We start from the raw sequence: 16,090 nt of genomic DNA on the forward strand, positions 1-16,090 counted from the left end.
CCGCGGCGCCCCGTCGCGACCGGAGGACCGCCGATGAGCGACCCGACCACCGTCCTCGCCGGCTCGCCCGCGCGCGGCGCACGACCGCCGTCGGCCCGCGGGGCCACGGACGACGCCCCGTTCGACCCGTTCGAGCGTCCCACCGGCTGGTCGCACTCCCGCCCGGTGCTGTTCGGCGAGATGCTCGTCTTCGGTCTCCTCAGCCTCGTCGCGGCGTTCGTGCTCTCCTACGACGCCGTGCTGCTCGCCGCGAACCCGACCGCCACGCTGTCCTGCGACGTCAACACGGTCCTGTCGTGCGGGACGGTCGCGCAGTCGTGGCAGGCGCAGGTGTTCGGCTTCCCCAACGCGTTCCTCGGGATGATCGCCGAGCCTGTCGTCATCACGACGGCGGTCGCGGCCCTCGGCGGGACGCGGTTCCCCCGCTGGTTCCTCTTCTCGGCGCAGTGCGTGTACCTGCTCGGTGTCGTGTTCGCCTACTGGCTCTTCTACCAGTCGATGGTCGTCATCGGGGCGCTGTGCCCGTGGTGCCTGCTCATCACCGTCTCGACGACGCTCGTCTTCGCGTCGCTGCTGCACTGGAACGTCCTGGAGGACAACCTCTACCTCCCGCGACGTGCGCAGGCGCGGCTGCTCGGCTTCGTCCGGTCGGGCGCGTACGGGTACCTCGTCGCCGCGTGGCTCGTGGGCCTCGCGGTCCTCGTGGTCCTGAAGTACGGTCCCGCGCTGTTCGCCTAGGGCGCCCCGGGCAGGAGGAAGCCGTCGCGGACGAGGCCGCGCACCCCCGGCAGGAGCTCGCCGGCCAGGTCGCCGGCCGGGACCTCGAACAGCGCCGCGATCGCGCCCACGAGCTGCCCGAGGCTCAGCTCGCCGTCGCTCGCGCCGACGAGCGCGGCGAGGCCCGTCGAGGCGTGGACCGCGCGGCCGAGACCGCCGCCCTGGCGCAGGAGCAGCACGCTCGGGTCCGCGGCGCCCGGGGTGTGGAACCGCTCCTCGGTGACGTCCGGCGCCACGGTGAGCCGCTCGTCCGCGAGGGCCGCGTCGTCGCGCGCGGCGAGCCAGTCGTGCGCCGCGAGCGACGCCGCGAGGTGGCCGCCGAGCGGCTGGTGGACGGACCCCGTGTGCTCCTCGAGGCGGCGCAGGGTCGGGGCCCCGGACTCCGGGCGCCGCAGGGTGACGATCCCGAACCCGACCGCCTCGACGTCGCGCGCGGCGAAGTCGTCGAGCCACGCGTCGTAGGCGGAGGCCCACGCGCGCGGCTCGCGGTCCGCGGTGGTCCCGCCGTCGCGGATCCACGTCTCGGCGTACTCGGCGGGGTCGAGCACCTCGCGCTGGACCACCCAGCCGTCGAGCCCCGCGGCGTCGAGCCACGCGCCCACGCGCTCGGTCCAGGTTTCGCCCCGACGGTGCTCCCAGTTGCCGAGGAGCTGCGCGACCCCGCCGGGCGCGAGGACCGCTCCGACGCCGGTGACGAGGTCGCGCACGACGTCGTCCCCGGCGCGACCGCCGTCCCGGTACTCGTACTCGGTGACGCCCGCGCCACCGCCCGTCGCCCGCGGCGTGATGACGAACGGCGGGTTGGACACGACGAGGTCGAAGGTCTCCCCCGCGACGGGCTCGAGCATCGACCCCGACCGCAGGTGGATCGCGCCCGCGCCGGTCCCGGGCTCGCCGGGCGTCAGGTCGAGCGCGGCGTTGAAGGCGGTGAACCCGAGCGCGCGTGCGGAGATGTCGGTCGCGACGACGTGGCGCGCGTGCCGGGCCGCGTGCAGCGCCTGGATGCCGCACCCCGTGCCGAGGTCGAGCACCCGGCCGACGGGCGTGCGCATCGTCACCTGGGCGAGCGTCAGCGACGCGCCCCCGGCGCCGAGGACGTGGTCGGCCGCGAGCCGGCGGTCGGTCGCGAGCTCGCCGAGGTCCGACGAGAGCCACCACGAGACGGGGCCCGCGGCGTCCGTCGACGCGTAGGGGCGCAGGTCGACCAGCGCGCGGACCGCGTCGTCGGGCGCTCCCCCGGCCGCCTCGGCGAGGCCGAGGCGCACCGCCCCGTCGGTCCCGGTCCGCTCGAGCGCCGCGTCGAGCTCGCCGCGGGGGACCTCGTCGCCGAGGAGGAACAGCGTCGTGAGCGTGCCCACGGCGTCGTGCGGGCCCGACGCCGCGGTGCGCTCCCGCTCGTCCCGCCCCTCCGGCCCGTGGTCGGCACCCCGCAGAACGCGCCGCGCGGGGACCGCCTGCTCGCGGTGCAGCGCCGCGGCCGCGACCGGACCGAGCCGGTCCTCGACCCCGTCGACCGTGAAGCCGGCGGCACCGAGGTCGGCGCGCAGGTCGTGGACCGCGCCCTTCAGGACGTCCGGGGCCAGGCCCGTCCCGGGCGGGGGCGGGCTGGACGGGGAGTGAGGTGCGGACATGGGTCCATCCTGCGGGATCCGGTCGCGCGCGGCCCGCAGGCGACCGGCCGGGCACGACGGACCCCGGGCCGCGCGGGACGACGGAGGTCGTGCCCGGCGACCCGGGGTCGGGTCGGTCAGGTCAGCAGTTCTGCGTCGCGTAGGTCGCGACGTTCTGCGTCGACGTCTGGAACGACTCGTCGCCCAGGATGCTCGTCATCGCCGACATGTCGGCGCTGGCAGGGTCCTCGACCGCGGCCGTGAGCGTGTCGGTGATCGTGCGGAAGGCGCCGGCGACGTTGTCCCAGTCGTCACTGATCTCCGCGGGCGCGTCGGCGGCCTCGAGCGTCGAGGTGAGGTCCTCGAACGCCGTCACGGCCGCGCTGGGGTCGCTCGGGTCGACGGAGGAGAGCTCGCTCTGGGCGGACATCAGCGTGTCGTACGCGCCGCAGAAGTCGCCGGAGGCGGCGTCGGTGTCCTCGGCGGGCTCCTCCTCCGTCGTCTCCTCGGTGGTCTCCTCCTCCGCGGGGGTCGACTCCTCGGCGGTCGTGGTCTCCTCGGTCGTCGTCTGCTCGTCGCCGCCGGAGCTGCCGCACGCGGCGAGGCCGAGAACGAGGAGGGCGCTCGTCGCGAGCGCGGTCGTGGTCTGGGTGGTCGTCAGTCGGGTGCGCATAGGGACCATGCTGTCGTACGGAGGCCGGGAGGGCGTGCCGGAACGGCGGTTCCGGGGAGTCCTCCCCATGTGGCGGACACCATGGGATGAAATCGTCCGGCAGGGCTTGTCAGGCGGCGCACCCGGACTGCAGGAACTCGGTGACCCGCTGCGACGACCTCGTGAGGGCGCCCGTGTCGATCCGGCGCCCGACGCGGTCGAGCGAGCGCGCGAGCTCGTCCGGGTCGTCGGCCCCCGCGGCCTCGACCGCGTCGGCGATCATCGTGAGGTACGTCGTCACGACGGCCCAGTCCTGCGCGATCGCGGCCGGCGGATCGGCCGCCACGAGGGTGTCGCGCGCGGTGGTGAAACCGGCGACCAGGGTGTCGGGGTGGTCGACGCTGAGGTTCACCTGAGCCTTGGCGGCGTCGCCCCACGCGATCTCGGCGGCGTGGCACGCCGGGTCCGCCGTGGCCACGTCGGGGGTGGCGGCCGGGTCGGTCGTGCCCGCCGGGTCGTCCTCGTCGGCCCCTGCGGTCGGCGCGACGTCGGACCCGGTGCCACCGTCTGCCCCGAGGCCACCGTCGGTGCCGGGAGCGTCGGTCCCGGGTCCGGGGTCCGCGTCGTCGGCGGCACCCCCCGTGGTGGGCGGTGCCGCGGCCGGCGCGGCACCCGGGAGCGAGACGACGTCGAACGAGCCGCTCGCGACCGTCGCGAAGCACAGCACCGCGACGGCGACGAGCACGGCGCCGTGGGCCACGGTGCGCACGGGGGATCGCATGGCCACCATGATGACGCCTCGCGCGCCCGGGACGAACCGCCTGGACCAGGCATTCGTGGCATCTACCCCGTCGGCGCCTCCATACGCCCGTATCGGTCAGCCCTAGGATGTGCTCGTGGAGACCCCGGACACGCCTGCCGAGCCCCCGGCGCGGGCGCTCGTCGGTGCACGCACGACCGTCCAGGACCGCAGCACCCAGCGGCAGCGCGCGATGGTGGACGCCGCCGCCCGCCTGCTCGTCGAGCAGGGGTTCGGCGCGGTGACGCACCGGCAGGTGGCCCGCGCGGCGGGGGTGCCCCAGGGTTCGGCGTCGTACTACTTCCCGACCACGGCGTCGCTCGTCGCCGCGGCCGTCGAGGCCGCCGAGGACTGGCGCGCCACCGCGGCGGAGCAGCGTGCCGGCGGTCTGGCCCGGCGCGCACGCTCGTCCACCGCGACGGCGCGCGAGCTCATCGAGACGCTCTACGCGCCGCACGTGGACGACGCCGTGGTGGACGTGCGCATCGACCCCATGCTCACCGCGATGCGCGACCCTGCGCTGCGCCCGATCATGCGCGCGTCGCGGCCCCGCCTCCTCGCCGCGCTGCGGACGGTCCTCGACGCGTCCGGCTACGCCGACGCCGAGGACGTCGACCTGCTCGCGCACGTCGTCGACGCCGCGCTCGTCGCCGCCGCTGCGGAGGAGGACGGGAAGGTCCTGGACCGCGCCACCGCGACCGTCGCCCGCCTGCTCGACCGCTGGCGCTGACGCCGCGAGGGGTCCGACTCGGAGAAGTCGCCGCGCCACCGGTCCGGCGCGCCGCGTCGAAGCGGTTTACTTACTGACCTGTCAGTCGTCGTCTACGATGGGCCCGTGAGCACGCCGGCGTACCTCGACCCGTCCCTGCCCGTCCCCGAGCGCGTCGAGGACCTCCTCGGTCGCATGACGCTCCCCGAGAAGGTGGGGCAGATGCTCCAGCTCGACGCCCGCGACGGCGTCGGACCGCTGATCGAGGACAAGCACGTCGGCTCGATCCTGCACGCGTCCCCCGAGAACGTGCGCGAGGCGCACACGCTCACCGAGAGCACCCGCCTGCGCATCCCGCTGCTCGTCGCCGAGGACGCGATCCACGGCCACTCCTTCTGGGTCGGCGCGACGATCTTCCCGACCCAGCTCGGCATGGCGGCCACGTGGGACCCGGAGCTCGTCGAGCGCGTCGCGCGCGCGACCGCGGTCGAGGTCGCCGCCACGGGCATCCACTGGACCTTCTCGCCCGTCCTGTGCATCGCGCGCGACCTGCGGTGGGGCCGCGTCGACGAGACGTTCGGCGAGGACCCCTTCCTCATCGGCGAGCTCGCGTCGGCGATGGTCCGCGGCTACCAGGGCGACGGCGAGTCCGACCCGACGGGCGTGCTGGCCACCGCCAAGCACTTCGCGGGCTACTCGGAGACGCAGGGCGGCCGCGACGCGAGCGAGGCCGACATCTCGCGACGCAAGCTGCGCTCGTGGTTCCTCCCACCGTTCGAGCGCGTCGCGCGCGAGGGCGTCGCGACGTTCATGCTCGGCTACCAGTCGATGGACGGCGTCCCGGTGACGGTCAACGGCTGGCTCCTCGACGAGGTGCTGCGCGGCGAGTGGGGCTACACGGGCACGCTCGTCACCGACTGGGACAACGTCGGCCGCATGGTCTGGGAGCAGAAGATCCAGCCCGACCACGTGCACGCGGCCGCCGCGGCGGTCCGGGCCGGCAACGACATGGTCATGACGACGCCGCAGTTCTTCGAGGGTGCGCTGGAGGCGGTCGCGCAGGGTCTCGTCGCCGAGTCCGCGATCGACGACGCGGTGCGCCGCATCCTCACGCTCAAGGTGCGGCTCGGGCTGTTCGAGGACCCCCGCCGGCCCGACGTCGCGCGCCAGCAGGCCGTCATCGCGTCCGGCGAGCACACGGCCGTGAACCTCGACGTCGCCCGACGCTCGCTCGTGCTCCTCACCAACGACGGCACGCTGCCGCTCGGTGGGCGGCTCACGGCCGGTCACGACGGCCGCGCGGTCGCGTCCCCGGGCTCGCCGGCCCGCACGGTCGCCGTCGTGGGGCCGAACGCGGACGACGACCACACGCAGCTCGGCGACTGGGCCGGCGCGTCCGGCCAGGCGGACTGGCTGCCGACGGGGCACCCGCGCGAGATGACGACGACCGTCCTCGACGGCTTCCGGGACCACGCGCCCGCGGGCTGGACCGTGACGCACGCGCGGGGCGCCGACATCCTCACGCTCCGACCCGACCCCGAGGGAGCGTTCTTCCCCGACGGCCAGCCCCGCCCCCAGGTCGTGGTGCCCGCGGAGCCCGACGACGCGCTGATCGCCGAGGCCGTCGCCGCGGCCCGGGACGCCGACCACGTCGTCGCCGTCGTCGGCGACCGGATCGAGCTCGTCGGCGAGGGCCGGTCCACGGCGACGCTCGAGCTCGTCGGCGGCCAGGTCGCGCTCCTCGACGCGCTCGCCGCGACCGGCACGCCGCTGGTCGTCGTCGTGATCGCCTCCAAACCGCTCGTCCTGCCGCCGTCGGCGCGCGACGCCGCCGCGATCGTCTGGGCCGCGAACCCGGGGATGCGCGGCGGGCAGGCCGTCGCCGAGCTCGTGCTGGGGCTGGTCGAGCCGGAGGGCCGCCTCCCGATCTCGTTCGCCGAGCACGCCGGGCAGCAGCCCACCTACTACAACCAGGTGCGCGGCCAGCACGGCGACCGGTACGCCGACCTCACGCAGCGGACCGCGTTCGCGTTCGGCGAGGGCCTGAGCTACACGACCGTCGAGTACGCCGACCTGCGCGTGCTGGAGACGGTCGTCGGCGCCGACGACGCGGTGCGCGCCGAGGTCACGCTCCGCAACACCGGGGAGCGGCCCGTCCGGGAGACGGTCCAGGTGTACGTGAGCGACACCGTGACGTCGGTGACGTGGACCGACACGGAGCTCAAGGCCTACCGCAAGGTGGAGCTCGCCCCGGGCGAGACGGCGGTCGTCGAGCTCGAGGTGCCCGTCGCGGACTGCACGCTCGTCGACGCCGCCGGTCGCCGGGTCGTCGAACCCGGCGACTTCGAGCTGCTGGTCGGGCCGTCGTCGCGCGACGAGTCGCTCCTGCGCGCCGGGTTCGCCGTCAAGGGGTGACGGACCGCCCTCGTCGCCGAGGGAGAGCGTGGGTACGCCTCTCCCTCGGCGACGGGGTGGAGCGTGCCGTCAGGCGCCGCTCGTCACCTGCTCGCGCACGTCGGCGACCTCCTGGCGGTCGACCCGGGCCGCGCGCAGCCGGGACGCGATGACGGCGCCGAACGCGATGCCGGCCGCGACGACGGCGATGCCGATGCGCAGCACCTGGTTCGCGTCCTCCGGCACGCTGAGCAGCACCACCGCCGGGGCGATGAGCACCGACACGAGGTTCATGACCTTGATGAGCGGGTTGATCGCCGGGCCGGCGGTGTCCTTGAAGGGGTCGCCCACGGTGTCGCCGATGACCGTCGCGGCGTGCGCCTCGGAGCCCTTGCCCCCGTACGCGCCGTCCTCGACGATCTTCTTCGCGTTGTCCCACGCGCCGCCCGAGTTCGCGAGGAACACCGCCATGAGCACGCCGGCGCTGATCGCCCCGGCGAGGAAGCCGGCGAGCGGCCCGACACCGAGGCCGAAGCCGACGGCGATCGGGGCGAACGCCGCGAGGAGCCCGGGCGTCGCGAGCTCGCGCAACGAGTCGCGCGTGCAGATGTCGACGACCTTGCCGTACTCCGGGCGCTCGTCGTACGTCATGATCCCGGGGTGCTCCCGGAACTGGCGGCGCACCTCGAAGACGATCGCGCCGGCCGCGCGCGTCACGGCGTCGATCGCGAGGCCCGAGAAGAGGAAGACGGTCGCCGCGCCGAGGATCAGACCGACGAGCGTGACGGGCGAGATGATCTCGTAGTCGAGCATCGACGTGACGAGACCCGTGCCGACGCCCTCGATGTCGCGCAGCGCCTGGTCGACGGCGTCCGCGTAGGAGCCGAAGAGCGCCGTCGCCGCGAGCACGGCCGTCGTGATGGCGATGCCCTTCGTGATCGCCTTCGTCGTGTTCCCGACGGCGTCGAGGTCGGTGAGGATCTGCGCGGCGTCCGACTCGTCCGCCTCCGAGGCCTCGCCGAGCGACATCTCGTAGATGCCCTGCGCGTTGTCGGAGACCGGCCCGAACGTGTCCATCGCGACGATGACGCCGACCGTCGTGAGCAGGCCGCACCCGGCGAGCGCGACGAGGAACAGCGCGAGCCACACCGAGCCGCCTGCGAGCAGGAAGAGCCCGCAGATCGCGGCCGCGATGACGCCCGCCGTGTAGACCGCGGACTCGAACCCCACGCCGATGCCCGACAGGACGACCGTCGCGGCACCGGTGCGCGAGGTGGCGGCCACGTGGAGGGTGGGCTTCGACGTCGTGCCCGTGAAGTAGCCCGTGATCCACAGGATGATCCCCGCGAGGACCACGCCGATGACGACCGCGAGGCTCGCGACGACGCGCGGGTCCGCGGCGATCCCGGAGAGGTCGCCGAGGTCCGCGGTCCCGTCCAGCTCGCCGAACGAGGACGGCAGGTAGACGAACGCGGCGACGGCGGCGAGCACCGCGCCGACGAGGGCCGAGAGGTAGAAGCCGCGGTAGATCGCCTTGAGGCCGCTCTCCTCGCCCCGCACGCGCGTGATGAACACGCCGAGCACGGCGACGAGCGCGCCCATCGCGGTGACGATCAGCGGGAAGACGAGGCCTTCCTCACCCATCGCGGCCTTGCCGAGGATGAGCGCCGCGACGAGCGTCACCGCGTAGGACTCGAACAGGTCGGCGGCCATCCCCGCGCAGTCGCCGACGTTGTCGCCGACGTTGTCCGCGATCGTCGCGGCGTTGCGCGGGTCATCCTCGGGGATGCCCTGCTCGACCTTGCCGACGAGGTCGGCACCCACGTCCGCCGCCTTCGTGAAGATGCCGCCGCCCACGCGCATGAACATCGCCAGCAGCGCCGCCCCGAAGCCGAAGCCCTCCAGCACAGCGGGCGCGTCCCCTCGGTACAGCAGGACGACCCCCGCCGCACCGAGCAGGCCTAAACCCACGACCGACATCCCCACCACGCCGCCGGTGCGGAACGCGATGCGCGCCCCCTCCGACCGGCCGCCCGGGCGGGTCGCGGCGGCGGCGACGCGCACGTTCGCCCGCACGGCGAGCCACATGCCGAGGTAGCCGATCGCGGCCGAGAAGCCCGCGCCGACGAGGAACGCGACGGAGCGTCCGACACGCACCCCTCCCTCGCCGGGCAGGAGGAACAGCAGGCCGAAGACGATCACGGCGAACAGGGCGAGCGTGCGGAACTGCCGGTTGAGGTAGGCGGCCGCACCCTCCTGCACCGCCTGGGCGACGTCGCGCATCGCGTCGTTGCCCTCCCGCGCGGCGAGGACCTGCCTGCGCAGGACGACGGCGAAACCGAGGGCGACGAGCGCGACGAGCGCGATCACCCCGACGATGGTGAGACTTTCGGTACCGAGGGTGGGCATCCGTCCTCCTTGACGACTGCGGCCGGGCCGGTCCCCTACCGGCACGATGGGGAGGAGTCTACGCACGTGTGTCGTACGTCACGACCACTCGTGCGGACCGTCACAAGCACGCCCGTCGCGGCGGCGCCCTCCCCCGGTACCGGTGCGGTGTCAGTCCGCGAGACGGAACGCCAGCTCGTGGTCCCACTGCGCCATGTCGGGCTCCTCGGCCGGGTCGGTGAGGTACGACTCGACCCGCGCGCCCCAGGACCGCTGCTCGTCGTCCGCGTCCCAGACGAGCCCCTGGGCGGCGGCCCAGGAGAGGAGATCGCCCGTGGCACGCTCCAGGTCCCGGGGGTGCCCGTGGTGCCGCACGACCACGTAGCGGCCGGCCGGCAGGACGCCGCCGTGGGGACCCGCCGACGACACGCCCTTCACGTCCTCGGCGCCCAGGTCGGGGAAGGGGTCGAGGGAGTCGACCGGGACGCCCGCCTCCACGACGAGCTCGTGCTCCATGTCGATCTCCCGGTAGCGGAAGAACGGGGCGCCGGCGGGTGCGACGCCGCGCTCGGCGAGCCACGCGAAGAGGTCGGGGAGGCGGTCCGCGACGTCGGGGAAGGTCGTCATGGTCACCGTCCGGGTCAGGCCCACGTAGGGCTGGGCGGCGCGGTCCTGGATCTGGGGGGTCTGCTGCTGCGACATGCGAGGTCGACCGGGCTCGCGCCGCGGACTCATCGCTCAGGGTGAGCGGACCAGCCGCGCGACCTCGTCCGGTCGCGTCAGCGGGAACAGGTGCCCCTGCCTCGCGACCCCGACGCGCGGCAGGTCCAGCCGCTCGGAGAGCTCGCGCTGCTCGCGCAGGAACCGGGCGCTCGCGCGCGTCCCGGTGACGAGCAGGGGACGGGCGGACGCGGGGAGGTGCCGGCCGTCGTCGAGCAGCCCGCGCACGCGGGGCGCCTGCGCCCAGCTCGCCGCCCACTGGTCCGCGATCTCGAGCCACCCGGGACGACCGCCGTAGCGTTCGGTCGCGACGTCGCGGGCGAGGAGGTCGGGCCGGCGCGCGACGGCGCGGACGGCCACCCGGCGCAGCGCCGGTCCGGTCGGCGCGAGGACCTCGGCGACGGCACCGACGACCGCGCGCCCGGCGCGCGTCACCCGGGTCCCCGGGTGCAGCGCGGGGCGGTGCCGCTCGAACGGGCTCGACGGGTCGAGCAGCACGAGGCGGCGCACCTCGCCCGGGTGCAGCAGCGCCCACTCGAGCGCGGCGAGGCCGCCGGCGGAGTGCCCGACGAGCGCGACGTCCTGCGACCCGTCGACACCGAGCGCCGAGCGGAGCGCGTCCGCGGGGTCGGTGACCGGCGTGCGCCACGCGTCGAGGACGCGCACGTCCCCGTCCGGCTCGATCGCCCGGGCGAGGGGCGCGTAGTCCTCCGCCGGGAGCGCGAGACCCGGCAGCACGACCCAGATCATCGCGCTCTCCTCCCGACGCCCGCCACGGTCACGACCGTACGCGGCCGACCTGGGCGCTTCCCGGACGCCGGCCGGGCAACGGCCGGGCGGGCCGGTGCGAGACTGGCACCATGGCCGCACCGACCACCGCCGCGCACGAGCACGCCCTCGACCTCCAGTCCTTCGTCCAGGCCTCCCCGTCGTCGTACCACGCGGCGCACGAGGTGGCACGGCGTCTCGTCGCCGCAGGCTTCACGCGGCTGGCGGAGACGGACGCGTGGCCGTCGCACGCGCCCGCGACCGGGCCCGACCGCGAACCGGTGCGCGTGCCCGACGCGGGCGGGCGGTACGTCGTCGTGCGCGACGGCGCGGTCATCGCCTGGGTGGTCCCGCCGGGCGCCACGGCGACGACGCCGTTCGCGATCCTCGGCGCGCACACGGACTCCCCCGGCTTCAAGCTCAAGCCCCGGCCGAGCGTCGTGCGCGAGGGCTGGTGGCAGGCGGGCGTCGAGGTCTACGGCGGGCCGCTGCTCAACTCGTGGCTCGACCGCGAGCTCGAGCTCGCCGGTCGGGTCGTGACGGGCACCGGGTCGGGTCCCGACGACGTGCACCTCGTGCGCACCGGCCCGCTGCTGCGCATCCCGCAGCTCGCGATCCACCTGGACCGCCAGGTGAACGAGGGCCTCGCGCTCGACAAGCAGCAGCACACCCAGCCGGTCTGGGGGCTGTCGTCCGCGGCGGGCGCCGCCGGGTCCGACCGGGTCGGCCGGAGCCACGACGGTCCCGCGGAGGCGGACGTCCTCGCCGAGCTCGCGCACCACGCGGGCGTGCGCGCGAGCGAGATCACGGGCTACGACGTCGTCGTCGCGGACACGCAGGCACCGCGGGTCTTCGGGGCGCGCGACGCGTTCCTCGCGTCGGGGCGGCTCGACAACCTGATCTCGGTGCACGCCGGGCTGACCGCGCTGCTCGCGGTCGCGGGCGCACCGGGCGAGGGCGCACCGGCCGAGGAGGCCGACGGGCTCACGGCGATCCCCGTGCTCGCCGCGTTCGACCACGAGGAGATCGGGTCGGAGTCGCGCTCCGGGGCGTCCGGGCCGTTCCTCGCCGACGTCCTCGCGCGGGTCGACGCGATGCAGGGCGCAACCGCGGAGGAGCGGCACCGCCGGCTCGCGGCGTCGCTGTGCGTGTCGAGCGACGTCGGGCACTCGGTGCACCCGAACTACCCCGAGCGGCACGACCCGGCGAACCGCCCGCTCGCCGGCGGCGGGCCGATCCTCAAGATCAACGCCAACCAGCGGTACACGACCGACGCGCTCGGCGCCGCGGCGTGGGCGCGGGCCTGCGCGACGGCCGGGGTGCCCAGCCAGGAGTTCGTCTCGCGCAACACCGTGCCGTGCGGCTCGACGATCGGGCCGCTCACCGCGACGCGCCTCGGGATCCGCACCGTCGACGTCGGGGTGCCGATCCTGTCGATGCACTCCGCGCGCGAGCTCACGGCCGTCGTGGACCCGTGGTACCTGACCCGCGCCGTCGTCCAGGTGTTCCGCGGCTGACGGTGGGCGCCGGGTGGGAGACTCGGAGCGTGCCCGACGCCCTCTCCACACCCGTCCTCGCGACGACGAACCCGTTGCTCGACGTGCTCGTCGCGCACGGCCGTCGCGCGGACCGGCTCACGCACGTGCGCGAGCTGCCGGCGCGCGAGGGCACGCACGGCGACTGGCCCGCGTGGTCGGACGCGGCGCTCGTCGCCGGGTACCGCGCGCTGGGCGTCGAGCGGCCGTGGGTGCACCAGACCGTCGCCGCCGACGCCGCGTGGTCGGGCCGGCACGTCGCGCTCGCCACGTCCACCGGGTCCGGCAAGTCGCTCGCGTTCTGGCTCCCGGCGCTGACGTCGGTCCGGGCCGACGTCGCGGCCCGCACGCTCGACCCCGGGCGCATCGAGTCCGTCGCGCGCCGCGGGTCGGTGCTGTACCTCTCCCCGACGAAGGCGCTCGCAGCCGACCAGCTCGCCGGGCTGCAGCGTCTCCTCGACGCCGCCGGGACGCGCGACGTGCGGGTCTCGACGTGCGACGGCGACACCTCGCCCGACGAGCGCCGGTGGGTGCGCGAGCACGCCGACGTCGTGCTGACCAACCCCGACTTCCTGCACTTCGCGCTGCTGCCGAACCACCGGCGCTGGTCGCGGCTCCTGCGCGACCTGCGGTACGTCGTCGTGGACGAGGGGCACGCGTACCGCGGCGTCTTCGGCGCGCACGTCTCGCTCGTCCTGCGGCGGCTGCGGCGCCTCGCAGCGCACTACGCGCGCGAGGGCTCACCCGCGCCGACGTTCGTCGTGGCCTCCGCGACGACGGCTGACCCGGCCGTGAGCGCGGCGCGGCTCGTCGGCGTGGACCCGGCGGACGTCGTGACGGTCGCGGGCGACACGTCGCCGTCGGGGCACCGGACCTTCGTGCTGTGGGAGCCGCCCGTCGTGGCGGGCTTCGACGCCTCGTCCGGACCGTCGGAGCCGCACGACCCGCAGCCCGACCCCCCGCAGCACCCGGACGAGCCCGCCGTCCCGACGACGGAGGCGCCCGAGCACCCGCGACGCAGCGCGACCGCCGAGGCCGCGGACCTGCTCGCCGACCTCGTCCTCGCGGGGGCACGGACCCTCGCGTTCACGCGGTCCCGCCGGGGCGCCGAGTCCGTCGCGACGCAGACGCAGGACTACCTGCGCCCCGTCGACGCCGACCTCGCCCGGCGCGTCGCCGCGTACCGCGGCGGGTACCTGCCCGAGGAGCGCCGCGAGCTCGAGGAGGCCGTCCGCTCCGGCGCGGTCCGGGCGCTCGCGACGACCAACGCGCTCGAGCTCGGGGTCGACATCTCCGGTCTCGACGCCGTGCTCGTCGCGGGCTGGCCGGGCACGCGCATGTCGGTCTGGCAGCAGGCCGGTCGTGCCGGCCGCGCGGGCGCGGACGGGCTCGTGGCCTTCGTCGCGCGCGAGGACCCGCTCGACACGTACCTCGTGCACCACCCGGAGGCGATCTTCGACGCCCCGCTCGAGGCGACGGTCTTCGACCCCGCCAACCCGTACGTCCTCGCACCGCACCTGTGCGCGGCGGCCGCGGAGGTCCCCCTGCGCTCGGAGGACCTCGCCGCGTTCGGCGACCCGGCGGCCGTGACCGACCTGCTCGGCGTGCTCGTCGCGCGCGGCGCCCTGCGCCGGCGGGCGTCGGGCTGGTACTGGACGCACGCGCAGCCCGCCGCGGGGATGACCGACCTGCGCGGGTCCGGCGGCTCCCCGGTCCGCGTCGCCGAGGCGCGCACCGGCCGCCTGCTCGGGACGGTCGACGCGGCGTCGGCCGACGGGACCGTGCACGACGGCGCGGTGTACGTCCACCAGGGCGCCACCTACGTCGTCGAGCACCTCGACCTGACCGAGGGCGTCGCGCTCGTGCGCCGCACCGACGTCGACTTCGGCACGTGGTCGCGCTCGGTCACGTCGATCACGATCGCCGACGAGCCGGGGCCCGGGGACGCGGCCGCCGGGCGCGAGGTCGTCGAGCGGCGCTGGGGCCCGGTCGGCTGGGGGTACGGGCCGGTCGACGTGAGCTCGCAGGTCGTGAGCTTCCAGCGTCGCCGTCTGCCGGACCTCCAGATCCTCGGCACCGAGCCCCTCGACCTGCCGGAGCACACCCTGCCCACCATGGCCGTGTGGTGGACCGTGCCCGAGTCCGTGCTGGAGGAGGCCGGGGTCGACGCCGACACCGCGCCCGGAGCGCTCCACGCCGCCGAGCACGCGTCGATCGGGCTGCTCCCCCTCCTCGCCACGTGCGACCGGTGGGACCTCGGCGGCGTGTCGACGGCGCTGCACGTCGACACCGAGCAGGCGACGGTGTTCGTCTACGACGCCTACCCCGGCGGGGCGGGCTTCGCCGAGCGCGGGTACGAGCTGGGCGCCACGTGGCTGCGCGCGACGCGCGACGCGATCGTGCGCTGCCCGTGCCAGGACGGGTGTCCCGCGTGCGTCCAGTCGCCCAAGTGCGGGTCGTACAACGCGCCGCTCGACAAGGACGCCGCGGTGCGTCTGCTCGACGCCGTGCTCGCGCACGCTCCGGCCTGACCGGGCCGTCGCGCGGCCGGCGCCGACTCCGACGGAACCCCGCGCCGCCGGGTACGCCGGCCGGTCCGAGAGCAGGCCATGCTCCCGCCGTCGTTCGAGGCCGGTGGTCGCACGAGGAGGCGCAGGAGGGACGGCACCTACCGACCGGTGTCCGACCGTTCGGGCGCGACGACGCTCCACGGCACCCGGTGTCCTTCGAGCGCGCCCGAGAGGGCCGCTCGCGCGCACGCACGGCCTTGCTCGCGCAGGGAGGCCGACACGGACCACACCCCCGCGGTGGTGCCTTCTCGCGAGGCGTCCCACCCGGTGATCGTCACCTTCCGCTGCGCGCGGGCCAGCGCCGAGCGGGCCCCGAGCGCCAGCTCGTCGCTCATCGCCAGCACCACCACGGGGCCGGAGCCCTCCAGCGTCTCGAGCAGCGTTGCGGCAGCGTCCTCACCCTGTTCGCGCTGGTTGCGCTCGACGACGGCGATCCGCACGTCGCCCCAGTCGTGACCGGCCCCGGTCAGCGCGTCGCGGTAGCCGGCCAGACGTGCACCGGTCACGGGGAAGGGGACCGCCTGCAGGTCCGTCAGGTCGGGGGGCAGGTCGTCGCCGCGCAGGACGCCGCCGGTGCGGCGCCGGTCCAGGGGAAAGCTGATGACGACGGGGGTGGCCTCGGCCAGCGGCGTGGCCGCCGAGACCGCTGCGGCGGCTGCGCGGTCGTCGGGCCCGATGCAGGCGAGACCGGGGTGGGCGGGTCCGCCTTGGATAGCAGCGGGTCGTCCGCTGGCCGCGACGGCAGCGAGGACCGGGTCGCCGGCCACCGTGGTCCACAGCACGTAGCAGTCCACCGCCGCTGACAGCACCCGGTCGACGTCGGTGGCATCGCCGCGCGTGGGGATCAGCACCATGCCCAGGTCCTCGCTGACGCAGACCTCCGCGATCCCGGCGAGGAACTGCGCAGCCTGCGGATCGTCGAAGAGGTAGGACAGGTGCTCCCCGACCACCACCCCGAGCTGCCGGGCACGGCCCGAGCGCAGGGCACGGGCGGTGCTGTCGGGGTGATAGCCCAGCTGGGCCGCAGCCGCCAGCACTCGGGCGCGGGTGGCCTCGGCCACCCGCGCGGGGTGGTTGAACGTGTACGAGACCGTCATGGGCGCGACCCCCGCCTGCTGGGCGACGTCCTTGACGGTGGGTCGCCGTCGTGCAGGTGCGTTCACACCGA

The 16,090-nt window shown here is 75.3% G+C and carries 12 protein-coding genes; 5 read left to right on the forward strand and 7 right to left on the reverse strand.

What is annotated here, in order from left to right; translation table 11 throughout:
* Positions 1–33 precede the first annotated feature (33 nt).
* Positions 34–738 (forward strand): vitamin K epoxide reductase family protein, encoded by a 705-nt coding sequence (locus ACWPWV_RS03410; protein ID WP_454041551.1) that lies wholly within the window; start codon positions 34–36, stop codon positions 736–738.
* Here ACWPWV_RS03410 and ACWPWV_RS03415 read toward each other — a convergent pair.
* The 3 genes from ACWPWV_RS03415 to ACWPWV_RS03425 all read right to left on the reverse strand — a co-directional run bounded on the left by ACWPWV_RS03415 (position 735) and on the right by ACWPWV_RS03425 (position 3,820).
* The gene (locus tag ACWPWV_RS03415; RefSeq protein ID WP_454041552.1) at positions 735–2,408 is read right to left on the reverse strand and encodes a DUF7059 domain-containing protein; all 1,674 of its coding nucleotides are present in this window, start codon (positions 2,406–2,408) and stop codon (positions 735–737) included. The genes ACWPWV_RS03410 and ACWPWV_RS03415 overlap by 4 nt on opposite strands.
* Before the next feature lie 121 nt (positions 2,409–2,529).
* The gene (locus ACWPWV_RS03420) at positions 2,530–3,060 is read right to left on the reverse strand and encodes a hypothetical protein (RefSeq protein ID WP_454041553.1); all 531 of its coding nucleotides are present in this window, start codon (positions 3,058–3,060) and stop codon (positions 2,530–2,532) included.
* Positions 3,061–3,169: 109 nt separating this feature from the next.
* Positions 3,170–3,820, reverse strand: coding sequence for a hypothetical protein (locus ACWPWV_RS03425; RefSeq protein ID WP_454041554.1), 651 nt, complete (start codon positions 3,818–3,820; stop codon positions 3,170–3,172).
* Positions 3,821–3,935: 115 nt separating this feature from the next.
* Here ACWPWV_RS03425 and ACWPWV_RS03430 point away from each other — a divergent pair, with 115 nt between their 5' ends.
* The gene (locus tag ACWPWV_RS03430) at positions 3,936–4,568 is read left to right on the forward strand and encodes a TetR/AcrR family transcriptional regulator (RefSeq protein WP_454041555.1); all 633 of its coding nucleotides are present in this window, start codon (positions 3,936–3,938) and stop codon (positions 4,566–4,568) included.
* Between the two features lie 105 nt (positions 4,569–4,673).
* Positions 4,674–6,962, forward strand: a complete 2,289-nt coding sequence (locus tag ACWPWV_RS03435) for an exo-beta-d-1,3/1,6-glucosidase (RefSeq protein WP_454041556.1) — start codon at positions 4,674–4,676, stop codon at positions 6,960–6,962.
* Between the two features lie 69 nt (positions 6,963–7,031).
* Here the strand turns inward: ACWPWV_RS03435 and ACWPWV_RS03440 are convergent, their stop codons facing one another.
* The 3 genes from ACWPWV_RS03440 to ACWPWV_RS03450 form a co-directional block, all read right to left on the reverse strand.
* On the reverse strand, positions 7,032–9,350 hold the full coding sequence (locus tag ACWPWV_RS03440) for a sodium-translocating pyrophosphatase (RefSeq protein WP_454041557.1): 2,319 nt from the start codon (positions 9,348–9,350) through the stop codon (positions 7,032–7,034).
* Positions 9,351–9,500: 150 nt separating this feature from the next.
* Complete coding sequence (locus ACWPWV_RS03445; RefSeq protein ID WP_454041558.1) at positions 9,501–10,031, reverse strand: GyrI-like domain-containing protein; 531 nt, start codon at positions 10,029–10,031, stop codon at positions 9,501–9,503.
* 36 nt (positions 10,032–10,067) lie between these two features.
* Entirely contained in the window at positions 10,068–10,799 is a 732-nt protein-coding gene (locus ACWPWV_RS03450) for an alpha/beta fold hydrolase (RefSeq protein WP_454041559.1), read from the reverse strand.
* Positions 10,800–10,909: 110 nt separating this feature from the next.
* Here ACWPWV_RS03450 and ACWPWV_RS03455 point away from each other — a divergent pair, with 110 nt between their 5' ends.
* Positions 10,910–12,334: a M18 family aminopeptidase gene (locus ACWPWV_RS03455; protein ID WP_454041560.1), complete on the forward strand. Its 1,425-nt coding sequence runs from the start codon at positions 10,910–10,912 to the stop codon at positions 12,332–12,334.
* Positions 12,335–12,363: 29 nt separating this feature from the next.
* Positions 12,364–14,883, forward strand: coding sequence for a DEAD/DEAH box helicase (locus ACWPWV_RS03460; protein WP_454041561.1), 2,520 nt, complete (start codon positions 12,364–12,366; stop codon positions 14,881–14,883).
* Positions 14,884–15,020: 137 nt separating this feature from the next.
* Here the strand turns inward: ACWPWV_RS03460 and ACWPWV_RS03465 are convergent, their stop codons facing one another.
* The gene (locus tag ACWPWV_RS03465; RefSeq protein ID WP_454041562.1) at positions 15,021–16,085 is read right to left on the reverse strand and encodes a LacI family DNA-binding transcriptional regulator; all 1,065 of its coding nucleotides are present in this window, start codon (positions 16,083–16,085) and stop codon (positions 15,021–15,023) included.
* Positions 16,086–16,090 lie beyond the last annotated feature (5 nt).

The organism is Cellulosimicrobium sp. Marseille-Q8652 (assembly GCF_965112045.1).